This is a genomic window from Paenibacillus sp. S150, from assembly GCF_019352175.1.
GTDB lineage: Bacteria > Bacillota > Bacilli > Paenibacillales > Paenibacillaceae > Paenibacillus_AQ.
Window position 1 is genome coordinate 1 of sequence record NZ_JACBYI010000055.1, and the last position, 23363, is coordinate 23363.

Annotated in this window: 19 protein-coding genes; 4 read left to right on the plus strand and 15 right to left on the minus strand. The window is 53.0% G+C overall.

The genetic code is table 11. The features are described from left to right. The first annotated feature begins 1809 nt into the window (after positions 1-1809). Positions 1810-2721 carry a LysR family transcriptional regulator gene (locus tag HYD27_RS28985; protein ID WP_219221122.1) on the plus strand — a complete coding sequence of 304 codons (912 nt, stop codon included), beginning with the start codon at positions 1810-1812 and terminating at the stop codon, positions 2719-2721. Positions 2722-2866: 145 nt separating this feature from the next. Here HYD27_RS28985 and HYD27_RS28990 read toward each other — a convergent pair whose 3' ends face one another. Continuing rightward, a complete protein-coding gene (locus HYD27_RS28990; protein ID WP_219221123.1) occupies positions 2867-3064 on the minus strand; it encodes a hypothetical protein in 198 nt (65 codons plus the stop codon). Between the two features lie 456 nt (positions 3065-3520). Here HYD27_RS28990 and proB point away from each other — a divergent pair, with 456 nt between their 5' ends. The 3 genes from proB to proC all read left to right on the plus strand — a co-directional run bounded on the left by proB (position 3521) and on the right by proC (position 6890). Then, positions 3521-4624, plus strand: coding sequence for a glutamate 5-kinase (proB, locus tag HYD27_RS28995; RefSeq protein ID WP_219221125.1), 1104 nt, complete (start codon positions 3521-3523; stop codon positions 4622-4624). A gap of 59 nt (positions 4625-4683) precedes the next feature. Continuing rightward, entirely contained in the window at positions 4684-5931 is a 1248-nt protein-coding gene (locus HYD27_RS29000; protein WP_219221126.1) for a glutamate-5-semialdehyde dehydrogenase, read from the plus strand. 92 nt (positions 5932-6023) lie between these two features. Beyond that, on the plus strand, positions 6024-6890 hold the full coding sequence (gene proC, locus HYD27_RS29005) for a pyrroline-5-carboxylate reductase (protein ID WP_219221128.1): 867 nt from the start codon (positions 6024-6026) through the stop codon (positions 6888-6890). 163 nt (positions 6891-7053) lie between these two features. Here the strand turns inward: proC and HYD27_RS29010 are convergent, their stop codons facing one another. The 14 genes from HYD27_RS29010 to panB form a co-directional block, all read right to left on the minus strand. Then, positions 7054-7821 carry a DnaD domain protein gene (locus HYD27_RS29010; RefSeq protein ID WP_219221130.1) on the minus strand — a complete coding sequence of 256 codons (768 nt, stop codon included), beginning with the start codon at positions 7819-7821 and terminating at the stop codon, positions 7054-7056. A 22-nt stretch (positions 7822-7843) separates the two neighbouring features. After that, the gene (gene asnS, locus HYD27_RS29015; protein ID WP_219221131.1) at positions 7844-9139 is read right to left on the minus strand and encodes an asparagine--tRNA ligase; all 1296 of its coding nucleotides are present in this window, start codon (positions 9137-9139) and stop codon (positions 7844-7846) included. A 22-nt stretch (positions 9140-9161) separates the two neighbouring features. Beyond that, a complete protein-coding gene (locus HYD27_RS29020) occupies positions 9162-10370 on the minus strand; it encodes an acetate/propionate family kinase (protein WP_219221133.1) in 1209 nt (402 codons plus the stop codon). Further along, positions 10367-11239, minus strand: coding sequence for a 3-hydroxyacyl-CoA dehydrogenase family protein (locus HYD27_RS29025; RefSeq protein ID WP_219221135.1), 873 nt, complete (start codon positions 11237-11239; stop codon positions 10367-10369). Before HYD27_RS29025 ends, HYD27_RS29020 begins: the two co-directional genes overlap by 4 nt. 132 nt (positions 11240-11371) lie before the next feature. Beyond that, complete coding sequence (locus HYD27_RS29030; RefSeq protein WP_219221137.1) at positions 11372-12874, minus strand: AAA family ATPase; 1503 nt, start codon at positions 12872-12874, stop codon at positions 11372-11374. Next, complete coding sequence (locus HYD27_RS29035) at positions 12867-13409, minus strand: hypothetical protein (protein ID WP_228745411.1); 543 nt, start codon at positions 13407-13409, stop codon at positions 12867-12869. Before HYD27_RS29035 ends, HYD27_RS29030 begins: the two co-directional genes overlap by 8 nt. A 1381-nt stretch (positions 13410-14790) precedes the next feature. Next, positions 14791-15309, minus strand: coding sequence for a cell wall elongation regulator TseB-like domain-containing protein (locus tag HYD27_RS29040; RefSeq protein ID WP_219221138.1), 519 nt, complete (start codon positions 15307-15309; stop codon positions 14791-14793). Positions 15310-15353: 44 nt separating this feature from the next. Next, entirely contained in the window at positions 15354-16655 is a 1302-nt protein-coding gene (locus HYD27_RS29045; RefSeq protein WP_219221140.1) for an amidohydrolase, read from the minus strand. Continuing rightward, entirely contained in the window at positions 16642-17295 is a 654-nt protein-coding gene (locus tag HYD27_RS29050) for a redox-sensing transcriptional repressor Rex (RefSeq protein ID WP_219221142.1), read from the minus strand. The genes HYD27_RS29045 and HYD27_RS29050 overlap by 14 nt, the downstream gene beginning before the upstream one ends. A gap of 100 nt (positions 17296-17395) precedes the next feature. Beyond that, a complete protein-coding gene (dinG, locus tag HYD27_RS29055; protein WP_219221143.1) occupies positions 17396-20257 on the minus strand; it encodes an ATP-dependent DNA helicase DinG in 2862 nt (953 codons plus the stop codon). 114 nt (positions 20258-20371) lie between these two features. After that, positions 20372-21016, minus strand: coding sequence for a tetratricopeptide repeat protein (locus HYD27_RS29060; protein WP_219221145.1), 645 nt, complete (start codon positions 21014-21016; stop codon positions 20372-20374). Positions 21017-21123: 107 nt separating this feature from the next. Then, positions 21124-21507 (minus strand): aspartate 1-decarboxylase, encoded by a 384-nt coding sequence (gene panD, locus HYD27_RS29065; protein ID WP_219221146.1) that lies wholly within the window; start codon positions 21505-21507, stop codon positions 21124-21126. Then, positions 21500-22390 (minus strand): pantoate--beta-alanine ligase, encoded by an 891-nt coding sequence (gene panC / locus HYD27_RS29070; RefSeq protein ID WP_219221148.1) that lies wholly within the window; start codon positions 22388-22390, stop codon positions 21500-21502. Before panC ends, panD begins: the two co-directional genes overlap by 8 nt. Before the next feature lies 1 nt (position 22391). Further along, entirely contained in the window at positions 22392-23258 is an 867-nt protein-coding gene (panB, locus tag HYD27_RS29075; protein ID WP_219221150.1) for a 3-methyl-2-oxobutanoate hydroxymethyltransferase, read from the minus strand. Between the last annotated feature and the right edge of the window lie 105 nt (positions 23259-23363).

The window sequence follows — 23363 nt, forward strand, 5'->3', positions numbered from 1 at the left end:
TTTTCCACTTCGCTTCCGTTCCCTATGAACCTCCTTGCGTTTCATCAGCGTGTTCAGGTCCGCCGGTTCCATTCCTATACATTCAATTACCTTTTTGGCTCAACACCAAAATCAGCGGTTGACGATGCGAACGAAGTCCGCTGCGGGTTCAGAGGGTTCTTCCGGCCGCTGTTAAAGCCCGGTTTCCGGATTGGAATAAGATTGCAGGTTGAATTTAGATGAAGCTGACTTTTTCCCACGATTCCTTTAAGACCTTTCCGTCCGTGTAAGTGTACTAATTCTTGCGAATTCCAATTTACTCCATTCCACTTCACGTCCCTGCCCCGGTAGCGGCCTCGGTTGGACCCGCTCTATTCCCGCTTCCTCCTGCAAAACATAGAACCCGCAGACTCTGTACGGCTCAGCAGACCCTGCACCATTCAGCAAACTCTGCAGACTCAGCACGGCTCAGCAGACTCAGCACCATTCAGTGCGATTTAGCACGACTCAGTACGATTCACCACTATTCAGCACGGCTCAGCACAATTCAGCACGATTCAGCACGATTCAGCACCATTCAGCACGATTTAGCACCATTCAGCACGATTAAGACGCATTATAATTCCCCCCCTAACTTCATACATACATATCCACAATTGACGAGAAGCATAATTTCCTAAACAACAAGAAAAACGCCTACCGGCGTCCTGTATAAGAATGCTGCCATTCAGTGGGGAGGAGAAGAATCATTTCGCGCTTATTCCCTCGTCCAGCCGGCTTCGGGCGAATTCAAAGGCACTTCTGCCTCTGATTCCCTCTGCCTGCCTGCTGCGGCCAACGCAATACCGCAGTTTGCTTGGCCGGAGTCCCGATCCATTCTTTCATTCACAGCGCAGCCGTGAAATAACGGATAAGCTTCGCTTCCCCCAATACCTATAAATTCTTATTCTTTTAAAAAAGCCCCGCCGACCAGTCAAGGCTGACGGAACTTATTTCTCTTTAACTCTCTTCTTTTTTTTCGTTCATTGCTTCTTCGTTTGCGGTCTTTACGGTTAAATAGAAAATCCAAAACAAGCTCTATGACAACTCCGATTAGATCACCCAACCGCTCTCCCTCATTTCAAATGTCATGGAGTTGCACTCCATACTCAGTTTGTTCCCTGATATACCGGCCATCAGCGGTTTTAACGCTCTCCTGTGAATATCCCGCAACTAAGCCTCCGTAATCCATTATACAGCCCGCTGCTGCGATACCTGATAACTAATCTTCACACTTGCCTTTTTCCTTTTTTAGGCTGTGCTTCCCGGCGAATTCCGGCGGCGCAAGTTCACAACGCTTAGGAAGTTAAAAGCGGCATGCCGCGTATTCATTCAATGTGATTACCGGCATACCGCTTTTATAGCTCCCGTATCTGCATAACCAACGGCAGGACCTACACTTTAGGTTGTCCTTTCCTTTCAGATAAGAAAAATACGGGAATGTGAAGCCGCCGGCATAACCGGTGTACAAGTTGCCTTGTGCAGTAGCTACTGATGCCTGGCTAACCTCACCCTTTCTTAGTACCCATTACTTAAAATTTAAAACGCATAGCATTGGGAAGCCTGTGCCAGGGCCGGCACAACGTTTCTTATGCTCATTTCGCCCCAAGCTCATCGGAAATGGGCTCCTGTAGCCGGGTATGTCCGTTACACAGCTTTCTAATGCCGCATGCCTCATCTGGCTGTCTCAAATTGAACGTATTCCTTCCCGCATGCAGTTTCACCTATATTAATAACGCCGCTTATAGGATATACTTATAACCACCCCATTAACTGCAAAGGAGTCTATGTATGGAACTCAGACAGTTGCAATATGCTCTGCAGATTGCGGCAGAACGGAATTTTTCCCGCGCCGCAGACAAGCTCCACATCGCCCAGCCGTCGCTCAGCCAGCAGCTCTCCAAGCTGGAGAAGGAGCTTGGCGTGCTGCTTTTCCAGCGCAATACCAGCTCCGTGGAGCTTACTCATGCCGGGGAGAAATTTGTGGAGCAGGCCCAGATTATTATCGATGCTGTAGAGCTGCTGCGCCAGGAGATGTCCGATATCTCACAGCTGCGGACCGGACGCGTAGTTGTAGGAAGCATGCCCATCACCGGGGCGCATCTGCTGCCGCATGTGCTGCCCGCCTTCAAAACCAAATATGCCGAGGTCGAAATCACGCTGCTCGAAGACTCCTCCATGAATCTGGAGAAGCTCACCGCCAGCGGCCAGACCGATCTCAGCCTGCTCTCCCTGCCGCTGGAGATTCCCGCACTAGCCTATGAAGTGCTGGGAGAAGAGCGGATAGACCTTGCCGTGCCGCCGGATCACCCGCTTGCTTCGCGGAGTACGGACGGAATCCGCACTTCTCTGGAGGAGCTAAGGAATGAGGCGTTTATTGTACTGAAAGAAGGCCAGGGCTTCCGCAAAATGACGGTGGAATTATGCCGGGGAGCCGGGTTCGAGCCGCGTATTGTATTTGAGAGCAACAATATGGAAACTGTTCAATCGCTCGTCGCCACCGGAATGGGGGTGACGCTGGTTCCCCATTTTATCGCCCGCGCTCCGCGCAGCGAATTTGTTCCCGTCTACCTGCCGCTCGCTGATCCGGTGCCCAGCCGCACGCTGGTCGTGGCCTACCGGCGGGGGCGCTATTTATCCAAGGCCGCAGAAGCTTTTATGGAAACCTTCAAGACAACGGTCAAGGAGCTTTCGGATGAATAACAGCTTAAGCCCGGGCAAGCCGGATTTTGCGGCGTGCATGCGATGATCCTGCTCAGTGATCTTTGGTTTGTTAACACTGCTTATCTGTATAAAATTAATAAAGCCCCCGGCCTCATGAATGAGGCCGGAAGGGCTTTTCAGCAGCTTATTTACGCAAATTATGCTGAGTGATCAGGCGGTTCTGATCATCCGGCATACGGGCTGTACTCTCATCCACCGGACTCTTGGTGCGTGAATCTCCGGCCTTCTCCTCTACAAATTCCCGAATGGCCTTGTTCTGGAACTCTGCCGCTTCTTTGGAATTTTGGTTCTGTTCCTGCTGGACGTTGTCGCTCTTACCCAAGTCTATCCACCTCCTGGTAACAGATTATAAGTATTTTACCCGTTCCCCCAAAGGATAAACATTATATTTCACCTTGGCTTTCCAAGAAAAATAATACGTCCTGCACTCTTTGCAAACCCGCTTCTCCATGGTATTCTAAAGGACAAATAGTGAAACGTGCAGACGGGACCAGTACGAATAGGCGTCTTTCCGCGATCAGAGAGTAAATTCCGGCAGGCTGTGAGAATTTACCGCGGTTGTCCATTCCGAATCCTACCCCCGAGCGGCCTGCCCCGGCAGGACGGAAACTCCCGTTATGAGAATGAAGCCGGATGAACCCTCATCAATGAAGGTGGTACCGCGGAAGTTAACCAAGCTTTCGTCCTTTGCTAAGTCTAAGGATGGGGGCTTTTTGCCGTTTCCTGCGTGTTATCCCAGCATGATGCAATGGTAAATTAGAGAAGGAAGTGAAAAACATTGACAACGCGAATCGTGGTCAAAATCGGCAGCAGCTCGCTCACCGGACCTGAAGGCGGATTAAACCGTGAAGCCGTCGCCTTCTTTGCCGCCGAGATCGCCGCACTGCGCAGGGAGGGCTGTGAAGTGCTGCTGGTTACCTCCGGCGCTGTAGCCGCAGGATTCCGTGGCATAGGCTATGCTTCGCGCCCCAGGCTGCTGCATGAGAAGCAGGCCGCAGCTGCGGTGGGCCAGGTGCTGCTGATGCAGGCCTATCAGGAGGCCTTTGCGGAGCATGGCATTCCCACCGCGCAGATCCTGCTCACCAGAACCGACTTTTGCAGCCGGCGGGCAATGAACAATGCGGTGATGACCGTGGAAGAGCTGCTCCGGCAGGGAGCCGTCCCCGTGTTCAACGAAAATGATACCGTCTCGGTAGATGAGCTGAAATTCGGTGATAACGATACCTTATCGGCACTGGTGGCCAACCTTCTCAAAGCCTCCCGCCTGCTCGTCCTGACCGATATGGACGGCCTGTACAGCGGAGATCCGCGCAAGCATCCGGAGGCTACACGCTATGATCTCGTAGAGGAGATTACTCCGGAGATTTATGCGATTGCCGGAGGGGCAGGCTCCAGTGTAGGGACCGGAGGCATGCGCTCCAAGATTGACGCCGCCAAAATCGCCACACGCGGCGGAGTGCCCGTCTTTGTAGGCAGAGCAACCGAGCCCGGAGATTTGCAGCTGGCAGCCGAGGGAACCGGCAAAGGCACCTATTTTGCCACCAGCCTCTCTTCCTTGCCTGTCAAAAAACAGTGGCTCGGCTTCATGTCCACCCCCCTCGGCTCCCTCTATGTCGACGAAGGCGCGGTGGAAGCGTTACTTCATGGCGGGCACAGCCTCCTGCCGGTTGGCGTCAAACGGATTGAAGGCAGCTTTCACTCCGGCGATGTTGTGGAGGTCCTCGGCCCTGACGCCAAGCTCCTTGGGCGGGGAATTGTTAATTATGACGACACCCAGCTCCGCAGCATCCAGGGGCTGCCAAGCCGTCAGATCGTACCCAAGCTGGGCGAAGTCCACCGGCTGGAGGTCATCCACCGTGATGAATGGATTACCTTGCGCTAACAAGTTGTGCGAAGCTGCTCAATGTTGTTATGCTGACAATAACTTTTAGGAGGGTTAACATGAGTGAGGTTGCAAACAAGGCAGCGTTGGCCAAGGAAACTGCCGGAGTGCTGGCGGGTCTTGGCACCGGCCAGAAAAATGAAGCGCTGCTGGCCATGGCGGAAGCCCTGATCCGCGAAGGGCCGGCTATCATTGCCGCTAATCGCGAGGATCTGGAGCGGGGCAGGCTCGGCGGAACCCCTGAATCCATGCTTGACCGTCTGGCGCTGGATGTCAGCCGGATCAAGAGCATCGCGGAGGGGCTGCAGCAGATAGCCGTGCTGCCCGATCCTGTCGGCGACCGTCTGGAAACAATCGAGCGTCCCAATGGGCTGTATATTGAAAAAATCCGCGTGCCGCTGGGTGTCATTGGCATTATCTACGAAGCACGCCCCAATGTCACCGTGGATGCTGCGGGATTATGCCTGAAAACCGGGAACGCCGTTGTCCTGCGCGGCGGTTCCTCCGCCCTGTCCTCCAACCGGAAAATCATTGAGGTGCTGCACCGCGCGCTTGCCGAAACCGCCATCCCGAGCCAAGCGCTGCAGCTGATCGAAGACCCGGACCGTTCCTCAGTGGATGAAATGCTGAAGCTGAACGGATTGCTTGATGTGATCATCCCGCGCGGAGGAAGCGCGCTGATCCGGAATGTCGTGCTCAATGCCACGGTGCCTGTCATTGAAACAGGGGCAGGCATATGCCATACTTATCTCGACGCCGGCGCTGATCCGGAAATGGCACTGGCCATCAGCCTGAACGCCAAGGCCCAGCGGCCTTCCGTGTGCAACTCCATGGAGACTCTGCTGGTTCACCGGGATTATGCCGCAGAGCAGCTCCTTTCTTTGGCGGAAGCTTTCCGCGGGATTCCCGTGGAGCTGCGCGGCTGCCCTGAGACGGTTGCTCTGATTCCCTGGGTATTGCCGGCAGCCAGGGAAGACTTCGCCACCGAATACAACGATTATATCCTTAATATCAAAATTGTCGGCGGGCTGGACGAAGCGCTGCAGCATATAGCCGAGTTCAGCACCAAGCATTCCGAATGCATCGTAACCGGCGACAAGGACAATGCCGAGCGTTTCCTTCAGGAAGTGGATGCCGCCGCCGTCTATCATAACGCCTCGACGCGTTTCACCGATGGCTTCGAGTTCGGATTCGGAGCGGAGATTGGCATCAGCACCCAGAAGCTGCATGCACGCGGCCCTATGGGACTGCCTGCGCTGACCTCAAGCAAATACAAGATCCACGGCTCCGGACAAATCCGGGGGTAATAAACACAAATCTAAGCTCATGCTTCCGGAACGAGTTATTCGCAGAGATTTGGCGGAATATAAGCTCAAAACTTTTAGGGGGATTTATAGCCATGTGTCAGCAACCTGCAATTCCTTTAATTAATCACAAAATTGTTTTTTACGGCGCTGGCTCAATGGCGGAAGCGATTGTACGCGGGATGATTGCCCGCAGCGTGGTGGATTCCGGCAATATCGTGATGCTGAACCGCAGCAGCAGCGAACGCCTGGGCGAGCTGCGCAGCCGCTATGGCGTGCTTGGCAGCAACGACCCTGAGCAAAAAATTGAATATCTGCGCACGGCTCCGGTCATCGTGCTTGCGATGAAGCCCAAGGATGCCGCCGAGGCTCTGCGCGGCCTTGGCCCCCTGCTCTCTGCCGGCCAGCTGGTGATCTCCGTAATCGCCGGAATGACCATCCGTACCATGCAGGGCCTGCTCGGAAAGCCGCAGCCGGTTGTGCGCACCATGCCCAATACCTCCAGCTCCATCGGACTGGGAGCCACCGGCGTCGCCTATTCCAAAGAAGTGGATGAGCAGGGCCGGCGGACGGTGCTTAACATTTTTGAAGCTGTCGGTTTAACAACTGTCATCGATGAGGAACGGATGGAAACCTTGACCGGGATTTCGGGCAGCGGTCCGGCATACATCTATTATATGATGGAAGCTATGATTGCCGCAGGCATCCGCGGCGGCCTGGCGCCCGGGCAGAGCGCAGAGCTGACTGTCCAGACTGTCCTCGGCGCCGCCCGCATGGTGCAGCAGACCGGCGAAGAGCCGGCCGCCCTGCGCAAAAAAGTCACCTCACCGAATGGCTCCACACAAGCAGCCCTCGAGGTTCTCGAAAAAGGAGATTTCTTCGAGACAGTGATTGCTGCCGTCAATCGCTGTGCCGAGCGTTCCCGCGAGATGGGAGCGGCGCTCGAAAAAGAACTCTCCTAACCGGCTGGACAACTTACAGTGTAAAGCAGGCACATTCTTCTCTTTAACAAAAACAACCGTACTTCTGGCTCATGCAGCCCAGAAGTACGGTTGTTTTTTTATGGGATGTCTCCTGAAACGGCATCCCCTTTGTTAAGAATGGAGCACTTAGGCCTTAATCCTTTTATCTGCCGCCGCTGCGGAATTTTTGGGTATAGGCTTTGACATCCTGGGCATCTTTCACCCGGTTGCGGGCCCACTCCAGCAGAATGCGGTCAATATAGCGGAAATGAACCTTTCCGGCAAATACAGATTCTTTCAGAGCCAGCAGAATCAATTCTTCCGGGTACTTGTCCTGATCCACCCAGCCGGAAATTGTTTCGCATTCCATCGGAGAAAGCGGACGGCCGAATTCCTTCTCAAAAATGGTGAACAGGCTGCGCTTTTCCTCTCCGTCCCTGCCTGCTGCAGGGGCGGAGGCTCTGCTATAGCCGCCATCCGGTTCGGGCGACCCGGTGCGGCGGGCAGATGCCCGGATACCGGGCACACTGCCTGCCGGCTTGCTCCTGTCACTCACGGACTGGGCAGCTTCTGCCAGAAATGCGCCAAGCCTTCCGTATAAGCCTGAGAAGTTATAGCGCTCATAATGGATATCCCTCAGCTCATCGTTGTCTTCATCAATGCTGATGAAGCCTTCCTTCATAAGCTTCTGCAGCTCTCCTGCAATTGCAGCTGTACTGCGTCCCGTTACTGTCTGCAGCTCCTCCAGCGAAGGGAAATCAATTCCTTCCACCTGGCGAAAGGAGAGCAGATGAATGAGCAGCATGGCTTCACTGCCGGTCAGATCCAGCTTCCGGTAATACTTCAAGAGTGCGTAAGGAATGACGGCCATCCCGTTCTGGAGGCCAAATGACACGCCTTCGCCCCAGGTATTCCATCCTTTGCCGTCCATGCGCAGCCCCCTTTAATTGGCTTTATGGATACAGACGGTACAGTGTACGCGGGAACGGAATCGTTTCCCGCACATGATCCAGCCCGCAAATCCAGGCCACCGTCCGTTCCAGTCCCAGACCAAAGCCGGAGTGGGGCACAGTACCATAGGTGCGCAGATCCATGTACCATTTGTAAGTATCCATTGAAAGATTATGCTCCTTGAACCGTTCTTCCAGCAGAGCCGGATCATCGATACGCTGTGAGCCGCCGATAATCTCCCCGTAGCCTTCAGGAGCAATCATATCCGCGCAGAGCACGACCTCAGGACGTTCAGGATGCGGCTTCATGTAGAATGCCTTGAAGGAAGCCGGATAATGCGTAATGAAGACCGGCTTGTCGCTCATTTCCGCAATCGCCGTTTCATGCGGCGCTCCGAAATCGTCGCCCCAGGCAATCTCATAGCCTTTTTCGTTCAGGAACTTGATCGCATCATCATAAGTGATACGCGGGAACGGCGCTTTGATGTTCTCCAGCTTGGAAACATCGCGGCCCACCGCCTCCAGCTCAGCACGGCAGTTGGCAAGCACGGACTGTACCACAAAGCTGATGAATTCCTCCTGCACGCGGAGGCTTTCCTCATGGTCTGTAAATGCCATTTCCGGCTCAATCATCCAGAACTCGATCAAATGGCGGCGGGTTTTGGACTTCTCCGCACGGAACGTTGGACCGAAGGAATATACACGGCCGAGTGCCATTGCCGCCGCCTCCATGTACAGCTGTCCGCTCTGCGTCAGATAGGCATCTTCATCAAAATACTTGGTGTGAAACAGATTGGTTGTGCCTTCAGCCGAGGTTGGCGTCAGAATCGGCGGATCAACCTTGGTGAAGTCGTTCTCGTTGAAAAATTGCTGAACCGCCCGGATGATCTCCGCACGAATAACCAGCACTGCCCGCTGCTTCGCGGAACGAAGCCAGAGATGACGGTGATCCATCAGGAAATCTACGCCATGCTCTTTCGGGGTAATCGGATAATTCTCGGTGAGATGCAATACTTCTATACCTGTCACAGTCATCTCGTAGCCGGACTGACTGCGCGGCTCTTCGCGGATAATTCCTGTTACGTACAGCGAGCTCTCCTGGGTAAGGCTTTTGGCATCATCCCAGACCTGCTCAGGCACTTCAGATTTCACCACAACGCCCTGGATATAGCCTGTACCATCCCGAAGCTGCAGGAACTGAATTTTGCCGCTGGAGCGCTTGTTGTTCACCCAACAGCCGATCACAACGCTCTCTCCAACATGCTCATTCACGTTCTTGATAATACTCTTGTTAGCCATGCCTACTGATCTCTCCTCTGATTTAGCCGTTAATTCCTTGCACAATGCGATAGGTATCGCGTGCAATGACAAGCTCTTCGTTTGTCGGAACCACGAGCACCTGCACCTTGGAATCAGCCGTAGAGATACGGCGCGGATCGCCGGAGCGGACCTTATTGGCTTCAGCATCCAGTTCAATTCCGAGGAACGTAAGGTTATTCAGCACTTTGGCACGCAGCACGGCGGCGTTCTCGCCAACACCGGCAGTAAATACGATCACATCTACTCCGTTCATCGCTGCCGCGTAAGAACCGATATACTTCCGCAGACGGTACTCATACATTTCAAAAGCAAGCGTAGAGTTAGCCTCGCCTTTTTCCGCACCATCAATAATATCACGCATGTCGCTGCTGACGCCAGAAATTGCCAAAAGTCCGCTGTGCTTGTTCAGCATTGAGTTCACTTCGCCCACAGACAGCTCTTCCTTGTTCATTACATATGGAACGATAGCCGGGTCAAGGTCACCGCTGCGGGTACCCATCATCAGACCTTCAAGCGGGGTCATCCCCATCGAAGTATCAATGGACAATCCGCCATCAACGGCGGTTACACTCGCACCGTTGCCGATATGGCAGGTGATGATCTTCAAAGCTTCAAGCGGACGCTCCAGATATTCGGCTGCAGCCTTGCTCACGAAATCATGGGAAGTACCGTGTGCGCCATAGCGGCGAACTTTATATTTGTTGTACAGCACTCTGGGAATAGCATACATATAAGCCTTCTCAGGCATCGTCTGATGGAATGCAGTATCGAACACAACGGCCTGCGGAATGCCCGGCATGTTCACTTCAGCCGCCGTGATCCCCATCATTGCCGCCGGATTGTGCAGCGGTGCAAGGTCGAACAGCTGGCGGATCTTCGTCTTGGCATCTGCGTCAACCAGAGCGGAAGCCTTGAAGAATTCGCCCCCGTGAACTACGCGGTGCCCAACGGCATTGATTTCATCGATGGAGTCAATAACCCCGTGCTCCTTGTCGGTCAGACAGGCAAGCACTTTGCGGATCGCAGTATTGTGTTCGAGAATTTCACTGACTTCGGTAATTTCCTGCTTGCCGGTGGGCTTGTGGTTCAGAATGGAAGAGTCCATCCCGATGCGTTCAACCAGACCCTTGGCGAGTACAGATTCATCGGTCATATTGTAGAGCTGATATTTCAAAGAAGAACTGCCGGAGTTAATTACTAGAATATTCATACACGGTCACCATCCTTGTCGTACTTGAAGAAGCCTTCGCCCGATTTCATGCCCAGTTGTCCCGCACGCACCATTTTCTTAAGAATAGTGGATGGGCGGTATTTCAGTTCACCGTACTCCCGGAACATGTTCTCCAGCGCGGCAAGAATCGAATCCAGACCGAAACGGTCAGCCATCTCAAGCGGCCCGTTCTGGAACTGGTAGCCGATACGCATAGCGTCGTCGATATCCTCAGGTGAAGCAACACCTTCCTGCAGGACATGCATGGCTTCGTTAATGAACAGGCAAATCAGGCGTGAAGTTACAAACCCGGGGGATTCGTAAATCATTACGCCTTTTTTCTCAACAATTTCATCAACAAAGGCTTTGGTATCTTCAAAGGTGCTGTCGGAGGTTTTCAGTCCGCGCACAATCTCAACGAGATCAACCTTTCCTACCGGATGTATGAAATGCATGCCGATGACGCGTTCCGGATACATTGTAGAGCTGGCAAGCTCCGTCAGGCTTAGGGTCGACGTGTTGCTGGCCAGAATAATGTGGCTCGGACACACCTGATCGAGCTGATTAAAGACCTTTTGCTTTGCTTCCAGATCCTCGGTAATGGTCTCTATGACCATATCGCAGGAGCTGAGTTCCGCGAAATGTGTCACTTTTTGGATACGGCTGAGAATCAGTTTCTTTTCAGCCTGGGTAATTGCCCATTTCTCCAGCTGTTTGTCGAGACTTGTCTCGATCATTGCATAAGAATAGTCCAGTCTTTCTGCGTTTTTCTCTACCAGCATAACATCCAGGCCCTTGGCCGCCAGCATTTCGGCAATCCCCTGACCCATTGTGCCACCACCGATGACACCAATTTTCTTAAAATTCATCTAAAAGTCTCCATCCTTTCAGGTATCTATACTTCAGTATTGTACCTTGTCTGTCGTGGAAAATATGTAGCCCGACATATAATGATATCTTAGCATGTCTGAAAAGTAAAAAAAAATAACCGGCATAAAGAATTATGCCGGTAAAAGGACACTGTCACGAAATTGACAACGAAATTGCTCTCCGGAGAGAACTTCTTCCTTCATTAATATGTCAAGGGAGTAATCAAATACATTTCTCTGCTTGCCGAGAAGCTCATGAGTGCGGACCATCAGCTCATCCAAAATTTTGCTGTTTTCCTTCATTAATTCTTCAGTGGTAACCATTTGCAAATTAGCAATTCCCAGGGATGTCAGCCCCGATTTCATCATCGTTTCGACAATATTCAGCGCCTGGTCGAAGTCGCCGCGCGATCCCGTGCTTCTTCCGCCGTAGTACATTTCTTCCGCTACCGCTCCCCCGAGTGCAATCATGATCTGATTCTCCAGGTACTCCTTGGTGTACAGGTATTGCTCGGTCTGCGGATTATGCCGCACATAACCCAGTGCTTGTCCGCGCGGGGTGAGCGTAACCTGGCTGACGCTTCCCGGCCGCAGCAGCTCGGCCATAATAGCATGCCCCAATTCGTGGATGGCAACCCGCTTTTTCTCCTCGTGGTTGGTCTCCCGGTCGGTCTTCTCGCCCATCATCACCTTGTCAATCGCCATCGACAGATGCCGCTGCTCCACCTCCGTCAGATTTTCGCGCATCATATAAATGGCGGCTTCGTTCATCACGCTTTCGAGCTGGGCGCCGGAAAAGCCGTAAGCCTCTTCCGCAATTTTGTCGAGATCCACACCTTCATGCAGCGGCTTGTTCTGCGCATGCAGATCAAGTATGGATTTGCGGCCTTTCTTATCCGGCATGTCCACCTGGATATGACGGTCGAAGCGGCCCGGGCGCAGCAGCGCCGAATCCAGCATCTCCTTGCGGTTCGTTGCTGCGACGAGCAGGATACGCGGTGTATCATTGTTGTATATTCCGTCCATCTCAGTCAACAGCTGATTAAGCGTCTGGTCATATTCACGCTGCTGGCCGCCCTCGCGCTTGCCGCCGATGACATCGATCTCATCGATGAAGATAATGGCGCTTTGCTTATTTTCTTTAAGGGCCCGGGCACGGGCATCCTTGAACAGGTCACGGACACGCCCTGCGCCTACACCTACATACATCTCAACAAACTCACTGCCTGATGCGGCTACGAACACGGAATTGGTATAATGTGCCGCTGCTTTGGCCATCAGCGTTTTCCCCGTTCCCGGTGGACCTGTCAGCAGAATCCCTTTGAGCGGCCGGATGCCGAATTTGCTGATTTCTTCATGCCGGATCAGGAAATCAAGCGCTTCGCGCAGCTCCTGCTTGGCATTGTCCTGGCCGCCGATTTCTTCAAAGGTCAGCTTCGAGGGGCCATTCTTCTTGCGCTTCTTGTCCCCTCCCGCACTGACCGTCAGTCCGCCGCGCAAATGGGCAATGAGCAGAAGTGCTCCGACCATGCCTGCCGCAATAATGACCGGAAAAATATTAATGCCGACAAAAGCCATAAAAATCAGCAGTACAGGAAAAAATCCGATTAATATCTCTTTCCAGAACTTAGGCATTATTCCACACTCCCATCGTTGCCGCCACGCGGGGCAGAATAATAAACTTGCTCTCCTTGCCGTCGCTCAGGCTCACATACACATTATTGTCATCAATTTCTGTCGTTGCCGCCACACCGCTGTATCTGGAGTTCTGCACCTTCAGTTCTTCCAGCTTCGCGGGTATTAAAGTATATTTACGGCTCTCCATAGCTTCGGCAACAGAGAACATCGCTTGATCCCAATATTCATCCAAAATTGCACTGGAATGCTGCTCCACATCCAGCTTCAGCGTTCGTCCGTCAATGGCGGTCTTTCCCTCCGTATTGACGTACTGCACCAGCTCGCGCAATTTCGTGCCCGGCTGCAAATCAAGTTTCAAAGTCACCTCATTGCGTTTAATAGAGATATGGGAATCATTCACTCCCTCATACGCTGACACAATCTTCTGCAACGGCTCCTGAACAGCGAACTCACGATAGGAATACCAGCCGCCGAACAGAACCGCAGCAGACAGCAGAGACGTTAGCAGTACAGGCATAAGGCGTAGTTTCAAGAAACGTCCTCCTCTCAGGGGATGAGCAAAAAATATTAAAGTAAAAAATATTAAAATAATCAGTAACTGTTAAAATAGCGTGCCTAGCGCTCTTCCGAGACCGGCATGCTCTTAAGCATGCCTGAATACAAGTAGTAGTATATCACAAGTGTATATACGATTTCGCGGGAAAGTGTGAATATATTTAAAATTTTCAGTACTAATTTCTGGGCTTAATGACAGCTCTTTTTCCCTTATATCGACATCAAAGACGCCGGCGATTAGCGCCGGCGTCTTTTTTTACATGGAAATGTATCACATTTACATCCCGTCCTACTCCAATTGCTTGCTTAGTATATACGGTTTTATATATAACATTGATGGACCCAATCACCGTGGCGGTAAACCAGCTTGCTCTGCTCCGGGGAAATCAAGAGCACTTCTGCCTCTCATTCCTTCATTTAGCCCACCCCTCCGATAGATTCAAAAGTGCTTAACCGGACAGAATGAACCGGGGCATTCGGGGGATTAAATTAGCGGATTCATTCTTCCCCAAGATTGCGTAAGCTCCGGGGACAAGCAATTTGAGCCTTTTTTTATTTTTTTATGGGAAGTTACTTTCGAAATTCAGGATGAATTTTATAATATAAGCAGAAACGGCTGCGCCGTCCTTGACCGGGCAGCGCAGCTGTTTGCATTTCAGGTGTAAGGCTGGCTGCTGAAGCCAGGCGGAAGAGGTCACTTCATATTCCCCCAGCCGCTTTTTCGCAAGTGTTAGTGGAAAAAGGATACCCTAATCGTTCCGTTTCTCCCCCTTACAGAGGAAACGCCTACATTAAGATGAACTTGAAACATTCATCCAAAGGGCAGCCATTTTAGCGGGAAAAAGTAACACTAAGGCAGCGCATTCGCATCCCTGGATCATCCCTAGTGGGAAAAAGTACAACTAATCCGGCTGAAATTAGCCATTTGGGGAGAGATGGGCTCCATTAAGTGTACAAAATCCCACTAAATCCTGTTAAATCCAGAATTCCAGCCCATTAGTGTTACTTTTTACACTTCGCTTCAGGCCCCTATGAATCTCTTCCTTGCGTTCCATCAGTTGCTCAGGTTCTCCGGTTCATTTCATATAAAAGTTAACCTGAATTTCGAAAGTGAATTGAACAAATACAGATCGGACAAGGGATAGCCCCGCTTTTTCCATCACCCATTGGGTGCAAGTTGTTTTTCACAAAAAAATCCCTTCGTGTAGAGCCTTTTAGATGATTTGTAGATGCTTACTTTCGAAATTCAGAATAAATTCTTATCTTTATATAAAAGAGCAGACAGAGTACTGTCCGCCCGCTGTATTTTGCTCCTGCGCACCCACCGGTTCGGCGGACTGTATCCTGCTCCTGCGCACCTACCGGTTCGGCAAGCTATATCCGTCACCAATCGCAATTCCATCTGCAAAACGGTAAAACTTATAATAATAACGCCCTTCCAGCTTATAAAAAAGCTGCCAGACATATTCACCGTTATAGACACCCGGCAGCAGCCGCTCTATAGTGCTTCCAGGCAGGTCCGAGGCGATTACGGAGCGGATCTCCTGTTCAGAGGTGCCTCTGGCCACCTCTTCGGCGAACACATCGTTGTCGCCCCCGGCGGGCTTGCCGTCCAGGGTAAAGCGGACCCATACCATCAGCTCCGTATCGTCTGCATTGCGGCCTGCAAGCACCCAGTAAATCGAATTTTCATCCCAGACGGATTTCTGGGCTTTGGTTACCTTAGTCAGGCCCGCTCTGGCTTCAGCAACCTCTGCGGCTGCACTGCGTTCGTTCCACTGGTCCTTCATCACGTAGGCATAGAACTGGCTTAGTCCGAACAGAAGGAGCAGAACCAGGAATATCCCCAGCAGAAGCCATTTTCTTCTTTTCTTCAAAGTGCAGCTCCCTTTCTTCAAAATGCTTCATCGTCCCTGTCCGTTTACCGCTTCAGCAAGCCCTCAAACGTTTCCTGCGCCTTGCGGCGGATTTGTTCCTCGTCCAGCGTGAGGCACTGTCCGTGCTTCACAACCTGCTTGCCGTCCACCCAGACATGCTCAACATCCTTCGCACTTGCCGAATACACGGCATGTGACAACAGGTCCGTATGCGGCAGGAAATGCGGCTGGTCGATATCCAGGGCAATGAAATCCGCCTTCATGCCCGGAGCAAGCCGGCCGATTTTTTCCAGAAAAATCGACTGTGCGCCGTATTCGGTCGCCATCAGCAGCGCTTCCGGCGCCGGAACCGCTGTCGGATCTCCGCTCACGCCTTTGTGGATCAATGCGGCCAGGCGCATTTCCTCGAACATATCCAGATTATTGTTGCTTGCCGCGCCATCGGTGCCGAGCGACACCTTGACTCCCGCACGCATCAGCTCCGGCACCCGGGCCACCCCGCTCGCCAGCTTCAGGTTGCTGCCCGGATTATGGGATACCCCCACCTTGCAGCGGGCAAGAATCTCGATTTCTTCATCGTTCAAATGAACGCCATGCGCCACAAGGGACGGGCGGGTAAACATCCCCAGCTTCTCCAGATGCGCTACAGGGCGCAGGCCGTAATCAGCGGCATTCTGCTCGACTTCCCGCCGGGTTTCCGACATATGGGTATGCATCGGCAGATCCAGATCATGGGCAGCCTGTACAAACTTCACGAGAAAGTCCGGAGGGCAGGTATACGGGGCATGCGGCGAAATCATCGCAGTGATTCTTCCATCCGCCTTCCCATGCCAATTCCGGGCAAAAGCAACCGCTTCTGCAAGCTTATGGTTCTGCACATCCTCCGGACAGAGACCTATAACTCCGCGCATAAGCACGGCACGGATACCGGAAAGCTCCGTAACCTCGGCAACGCGGTCCATATGGTCGTACATATCCAGAAAGGTCGTTGTGCCGCCCTTAAGCATCTCCAGTACGGACAAGGAGGTTCCCCAGTAAACATCGTCTCCGGTGAATTTTTCTTCCATAGGCCACATTTTTTCCTGCAGCCAGCTTTGAAGAACCATATCATCCCCAAAGCCCCGCAACAGCGACATCGCTGTATGTCCATGCGTATTGACCAAGCCCGGCAGGAACAGCAGGCGGCTGCCGTCAACGGTCTGAGTTCCCTCTTCGATGACAGGCTTGTCTTCCCCTATGTAAGTGATGAGATCGTTTTCTACGGCCATATATCCGCTCAGCACAGGCTTCTCCGCCCCCGGAACCAGAAAGCGTCCATTTACAATTACAGTCTTATTGCTGCTCATCTTCCGCTTCGTCCTTTCCATCATGTAAATAATAAGCCAGACTTTGCAGGTCGGTGGTAAAATCAGCAGCATGAATCCTAATGTTCGGCGGCGTCTTCAAGATCACCGGTGCAAAATTGAGGATCGCCTCAATACCCGAGTCTACGAGAATATCTGCGACTTTCTGGGCTTCGCTGTCCGGTACAGTGATGATGCCGATACGGATGCCCTGTTCACGGATTGTGCTTTCCAGCTCCTCCATGGGCTGCACAGTCAATGAGTTGATCTTCTGCCCAACCTTGGGCGCGTAGGAATCAAATACAGCGGTAATTTTCATCGTGTCCTTCAAATAGGCATTGTAATTGGACAAAGCGTGCCCAAGATTACCGGCACCCACCAGAGCCACATTGAGCTGCTGGTCAAGCTTCAGGATATGGCGGATTTTTTCAATCAGATAGGATACGTCATAACCAATGCCTTTTCTGCCGAAGTCGCCAAAATAGGCCAGGTCCTTCCGGATTTGCGCCGGATTAAGATCAAGCCTTTGTCCCAGCTCCTGTGAGGATACGGTGGAGATTTCGCGCTTCTGCAGATCATTCAGGAAGCGCAGGTACACTGGAAGTCTGCGTACGACGGCCTCCGATATTTTATCCGATTTCATATTATCTCCCCCTAAATTTTGTTGGAATAAAGCTGGTTGAACCAGCTTCGTACAAAATAGCTTCGTAAGCGTATATATTTAAAATTAATTATAGCCGATTTTAGGATACGCCGCCTTCTTCAAGCCATTCCGCAATCCGTGGAACCATCTGATCAGTCAGCATATGCTCCATCTTGGGTCCCGGAAGCGAGTATAGGAAGTATTTTCCATAATAAGATTCGATAACCCTGGTATCATATACAATTACAATACCCCGGTCCTGTGCAGTCCGTACCAGACGGCCGAAACCCTGTTTGAAGCGGATAACGGCCTGGGGAACCGACAGCTTCATAAACGGATTTTTTTTCTGCGCCTGCAGCAGCTCCGCCTTGGCTTCCGCAAGCGGATGGTTCGGCGGCTGGAAGGGAAGCCGGACGATGGCCAGACAGGTCAGCGCTTCGCCGGGAATGTCCACTCCCTCCCAGAAGCTGCTTGTCCCGAGCAGCACGGAAGCGGCGCTGTCCTGGAAACGCCGGATCAGCTTGCTGCGGCTGCCGCCCTCCACTCCCTGGCCCAGTACGGTGATATCCTGCGGGACAAGCGCCTCCTTCAGGGGATCATATACCTGGCGAAGCATTTTGTAGGAAGTGAACAGCACCAGCATCCGGCCCCTGGTCGCCGCGGCGGCCTCTGCCAGCGAATGCACCAGCATATCGACAAAGCGGGCATCGCCCACACTGCCTTTGACGCTTGGGAAATCGCGCGGAATGACCAGCAGCGCCTGTTCACGGTACTTGAACGGCGAAGGGAGCAGTGCGGTCATCAGGCGTCCCTGCTCTGCAAACCCACCCAGCCCCAGATTGTCGATCATGAATTGAAAGGACTTATCCACGGACAGTGTTGCCGAGGTAAGGATTATGCTTTTCTTTTTATCGAAGAACAGCTCCTTCAGCTGGGCACTGACATCAACCGGGACAGCATAAAGCTGCAGCGACTTGCCGCGGTAATTGCCGTTTCCTTCCATCCAATAGACAATATTCTCGTCATTCAGGTTCATGAAGAAACGCACCTGTTCACGGATGGAGGCCAAATCCTTGAAAAGCCCGCCGATATCTGTCACCAGACTGTCCGAGGACGACTGGCTTTCCGATTCCCGCATCTCGCTAAGCATCTTGTCACCCTTGCGGATTATATCGCTCAGGCTCAGATTCAGCGTGTTCTCAAGCGCTGCCAGTTCTTCCCAGTCCCTGGGCTTGCTGCCCGGCAGAAGGCGCGCAACCAGTTGCCCCGCTTCCCCCGCTGCAGCATCGCTGCGCTCCGGCAGCAGGGCGAACAGCCTGTCGCTGAGTGTGTCCCACGCTTCCTTAACCGTCAGCAGATCCGGATAGATCCTGTCGATCACGCCGCTCCATTCCGCCGCCTGCTCGCTGCCGGACGACTGCAGCGTCTGGCGCAGTGCCGGCAGCTGACCGCTCCGGCTGTCCTTATACAGACGCGTAAGCGTATGGGCAACAGTGAAATATTTCATCTGCATGCCCAGATGCTTGCCGGCAATGTCCTCCAGATGATGGGCCTCGTCGATCACAAGGTGCTCGTAAGCCGGAAGGAGCTGATGGCCGGCCTTGACGTCCGCAAACAGCTTGGAGTGATTGGTCACGACGACATCCGCAATCCCGGCCTCATGCTTGGCACGGTGATAATAGCATTTGCGGAACCACGGGCAGGAACGCCCGAGGCAGGAATCCGTGTCACTGGCCACTGTCTCCCAGAAATCGCCGGCGCGTCCGTTCAGATTCAGCTCCTCATCGTCTCCCGACTCCGTCTGGGTCAGCCATACAAGCATTTGCGCCGCAGTAAGCGCCTCTTCTCTGGGACTCGCAAAATCCTTTTTGTTTATTTTATGTTCAAATTTGCGCAGACACAAATAGTGTCCCCTGCCCTTGAAGATTGCAGCCTTAAACGGGAACGGCACGACACTCGTCAATAAAGGGATGTCGCGCTCACGCAGCTGGTCCTGAAGGTTGATGGTGTGTGTGCTTACCATGACCTTTTGGTCAGAACGCACGCTGTGATAGATGGCCGGAAGCAGATAGCCCAGCGACTTGCCGGTACCTGTCCCCGCCTCAATCAGCAGATGCTTGTCACCCTCAAGCGCTGTCATTACCTCATGAATCATCATCTCTTGGGCTTCACGGCTTTCGTATTGGGGCAGGCTCTCCCTGAGCCGCTTGGTTACCTCTTCCATATATTCCTCAAAAGTAATATTCTGCAATGGATTTCCGGTTCCTTCCCCGCGGGGAGGGGCCAGCTCCGTCCAGTCTCCCGCGGCCAGCGCAAGCTGACGGTAAAAGGTAAGCTCGCCTTCCGGCTGGAAGGTCTCCATTTCCCTCTCCCGCAGCAGCCCGTCGAAATACCAGGCCAAATCGCTGTCCTCATCGGCAAACAGCTCATTCAGCCGCTGGATGGTCAGCAGAGGCAGGCTGTACAGCTCATCCAGACATTTCAGCAGCACCAGTGCGGTTGCCAGCGCATCGCTGTCCGCCCGGTGCGGACGCTCATGCGTAAGGCCGAAATGGGAGCTTACCGTCCCCAGCTGGTAGGTGGTCAGTGACGGAAAGCATATTTTGAGAAAATCAATGGTATCCAGAATCCGTCCCTGAAACGGCAAATAACCGCACCGGTCCAGCGCATTCTGCAGGAAATGAAAGTCAAATGCCACATTATGCCCAACCAGCACTACATCGTCGAGCAGCGGAACAAGCTCCATCATCATCTCATCCAGCTCCGGCGCATCCTGCACATCACTGTCTGCAATTCCGGTTAACCCCGTAATAAATGGGGGAATCGGCGTTCCGGGCTTGACGAAGGAGCCATACACCCGGGAAATGGACCGGTCTTCTTCTATTATGGCAAGGCCCACCTGGATAATCTCACCCACGGATTGGGTCCCTGTAGTTTCAAAATCAAGCACGGCAAATTTCATTATAAGTTCTATTCCCTTTCACATGAGACTCCTTATCAGCATAACAGAAGTTATGAAAAAAGGCGATGCATCCCCCGGCAAGCAGGTTGCATCGCTAAAATGGCTGAATAATGATTATAAAAGCGAAACCAGCTGATGTCCAAATTGCAGCTGCCCCCCGCGCCTGCGGCAGACCTCCAAGTTGATGCTTGGTTCCGGAAGCATGGGATCATGCTGCAGGGAAAGGCCAAAGAGCTCCCGGGCTTCAACAAAGCGCTCCTGAGAGGCCCTGATGCAGCCCAGCGCGTTATAAATCATGGCCTTCAGCTTCCTTTCCCGGACCAGGGCAAGCATGTGATGCAGATGGCTCCAGGCGGTTTCGCCGTCCCCTTCCTGCAGATAAGCCATGGCAAGATACAAACGGGCTGCCAGACTGTCGGGATAACGGGTGATGACTTCCTTGAACTGGTCAATGCATTTGCGGTACATCAGCAGCTTGTAGTAGCCTTGTCCGCGGACAAAGGAATCCATGGCCAGCTCCGGAGCTTCTGCCGTCTGTGCTCCTTCTTCATCCGAATGAGGTGAAAAATCCGCGTTTTGGCGAAAATCGCTCAGCTTCTCGGCAAAGGCCAGCCATTCATCCATCACTTCATCGCTCAGCCGGTGCAGCATGTTGTACTTGCATAAAAGATCATCCCGGCGGGCACCCTCCGCAGTAGGGAAGTCGGCGGCAATTTCCTGAAGCAACTTGTTCATCTCAGCAAATAAATGTTGAAACACGGAACATCCCACCCTTACTGAAAATGAAATCAGCTTAAGCCTGCCTGCCTTCATTTTTCACAAGTAAGGGTCTCTTCATCCCTGCCATTCATTGCATGGCTTAAGCTTCAGGCAATTGTGGCATGGAGTTCATGATCCGCCAGCTTGACCGGCTTATTGTCCGCATTCACGAACACCACCGTCGGCTTATGGGCCGCCAGCTCTTCATTGGACAGCATGGCGTAGGAAATGATGATTACCGTGTCTCCGGGCTGCACGAGGCGGGCTGCCGCTCCGTTCAGACAGATAACGCCGCTGCCGCGCGGGCCGGGAATAACATAGGTTTCCAGCCGGGAACCGTTATTGTTGTCCACAATCTGCACTTTTTCATTCTCCAGCAGGTCGGCCGCTTCCATCAGATCCTCATCAATGGTAATGCTCCCCACATAATTCAGATTGGCTTCGGTTACGGTGGCACGGTGAATTTTGGATTTCATCATATGTCTAAACAAGGGCGTGCACCTCCTTGGGAATAAATACATTGTTGTCGATCAGGCGGGTTCTGCCGAACTTCACGGCAAGTGCCATAATAACCTCTCCCTCTGCCCCGCTGAGCAGCGATCCGCCGTCCAAGGCTCCGAGGCCCGGGAAGGATAAAATTTCCACATAATCGATTACTGCGAGCGGCGAGGAAGAAATAACGGATATCAGCAGCCCCCGCGCCTGATCTACTGTCTGGACAGCTCCGGCTTCAATTGCCTTGCGGGCCTCGCGCAGCGCGCGGGACAGGACCAGGGCCTGGGTGCGCTCTTCACTGCCGAGGTAGACATTGCGCGAGCTTAACGCCAGTCCGTCGGCTTCCCGGACAATCGGGCAGGCGATTATTTCCACATTCATATTGAGATCCGACACCATCCGCCGCAGAACGGCTACCTGCTGGGCATCCTTAAGTCCAAAGAACGCATAATCCGGCTGTACCATGTTGAACAGCTTGCTTACGACCGTGGTTACACCGTCAAAATGGCCCGGGCGGGAAGCTCCGCACAGCTGAGCAGTAAGCGAGTCCACTGTAATCCTGGTGCGGATGGGCTGCGGATACATCTCTTCAACGGCAGGAATAAAAACGATATCGGCTCCCTCACGCTCCGCCAGCTCCAGATCGCGCCGCTCGTCGCGCGGATAGGAAGAGAAGTCCTCGCTGGGGCCAAACTGCAGCGGATTGACAAAAATACTCATTACGACCGTGCGGCTCATTTCTCCCGCCTTGCGGATCAGGCTGGCATGTCCTTCATGGAGATAACCCATCGTCGGCACAAAGCCGATCGGCGTGTGTCCCCCCATCCGCATATAATCCAGCGCTTCCCGCAATTGCTCTACCGTTCTGACTACTCTCATCTTATTCCTCTCCTTTTCCGGCCGCGCCGTACAAAGATTCCAGCACATGCTCTTCTGCGTTAAAGACATGGTGTTCCGCCGGGAAGGAGCGGTCCTTCACTTCCTGGACATAGCTGCTGATTCCTTCACGGATTAGGCTGCCCACATCGGCGTAAGTTTTGACAAACCGTTTGTTCCGGTAAGGTGAGGCGTAGCGCAGCAAATCATGGAAAACCAGCACCTGGCCGTCACAGAAACGGCCTGCGCCAATCCCGATCGTCGGAATGCTGACGGCCCTGGAGATGGCAGCAGCCACCTCTTCGGTCACCAGCTCCAGCACAATCCCGAACACTCCGGCAGCTTCAAGCGCCTTCGCTTCATCCATCAGCCGCCGGGCATCTGCGGCATCCTTGCCCTGAATGCGGTAGCCGCCGATCATATTCACCGACTGCGGGGTAAGCCCGATATGGCCCAGCACAGGAACTCCGGCAGACACCACAGCAGATACGGCGCCGCAAATATCCAGTCCGCCCTCCATTTTGACGGCATGCGCCCGGCCTTCCTGCATCAGTCTGCGCACACTGCGCAATGTTTCGTCGGCGCTGCCGTGGTAGGTCATAAACGGCATGTCGGCCACAATAAAGGTGTTCTGCGCTCCCCGGGTAACGGAGCGGGTGTGATATACCATATCTTCAATTGTTACCGGCAAGGTGGTGTCATAGCCAAGCACCACATTCCCCAGTGAATCACCTACCAGAATGATGTCAATGCCCGCTTCCTCAGCCAGCAAGGCCGAAGGATAATCATAAGCGGTCAGCATGCTCAGCGGCACGCCGTCCGCTTTCATTTTTTTCATTTTGACAATATTTAGCGCATGTTTGTCAGCCATAGGCTCCCATTCCCCTTTTCGCAGTTAATTACGCGTAAACGCGCAAACAAAAAAACCTTTTAGCATGGTCCGCTAAAAAGGTCCGAAGGGCAAAAAAGAGTCACT

Coding starts and splice junctions, on each gene's coding strand:
- HYD27_RS29030 (WP_219221137.1), bottom strand. CDS start 12,874: ATGCCTAAGTTCTGGAAAGAGATATTAATCGGATTTTTTCCTGTACTG.
- HYD27_RS29045 (WP_219221140.1), bottom strand. CDS start 16,655: ATGAGCAGCAATAAGACTGTAATTGTAAATGGACGCTTTCTGGTTCCG.
- HYD27_RS28985 (WP_219221122.1), top strand. CDS start 1,810: ATGGAACTCAGACAGTTGCAATATGCTCTGCAGATTGCGGCAGAACGG.
- asnS (WP_219221131.1), bottom strand. CDS start 9,139: ATGGCTAACAAGAGTATTATCAAGAACGTGAATGAGCATGTTGGAGAG.
- HYD27_RS29025 (WP_219221135.1), bottom strand. CDS start 11,239: ATGAATTTTAAGAAAATTGGTGTCATCGGTGGTGGCACAATGGGTCAG.
- HYD27_RS29010 (WP_219221130.1), bottom strand. CDS start 7,821: ATGGACGGCAAAGGATGGAATACCTGGGGCGAAGGCGTGTCATTTGGC.
- proC (WP_219221128.1), top strand. CDS start 6,024: ATGTGTCAGCAACCTGCAATTCCTTTAATTAATCACAAAATTGTTTTT.
- HYD27_RS29000 (WP_219221126.1), top strand. CDS start 4,684: ATGAGTGAGGTTGCAAACAAGGCAGCGTTGGCCAAGGAAACTGCCGGA.
- HYD27_RS29020 (WP_219221133.1), bottom strand. CDS start 10,370: ATGAATATTCTAGTAATTAACTCCGGCAGTTCTTCTTTGAAATATCAG.
- panB (WP_219221150.1), bottom strand. CDS start 23,258: ATGGCTGACAAACATGCGCTAAATATTGTCAAAATGAAAAAAATGAAA.
- panC (WP_219221148.1), bottom strand. CDS start 22,390: ATGAGAGTAGTCAGAACGGTAGAGCAATTGCGGGAAGCGCTGGATTAT.
- HYD27_RS29050 (WP_219221142.1), bottom strand. CDS start 17,295: ATGAAATCGGATAAAATATCGGAGGCCGTCGTACGCAGACTTCCAGTG.
- dinG (WP_219221143.1), bottom strand. CDS start 20,257: ATGAAATTTGCCGTGCTTGATTTTGAAACTACAGGGACCCAATCCGTG.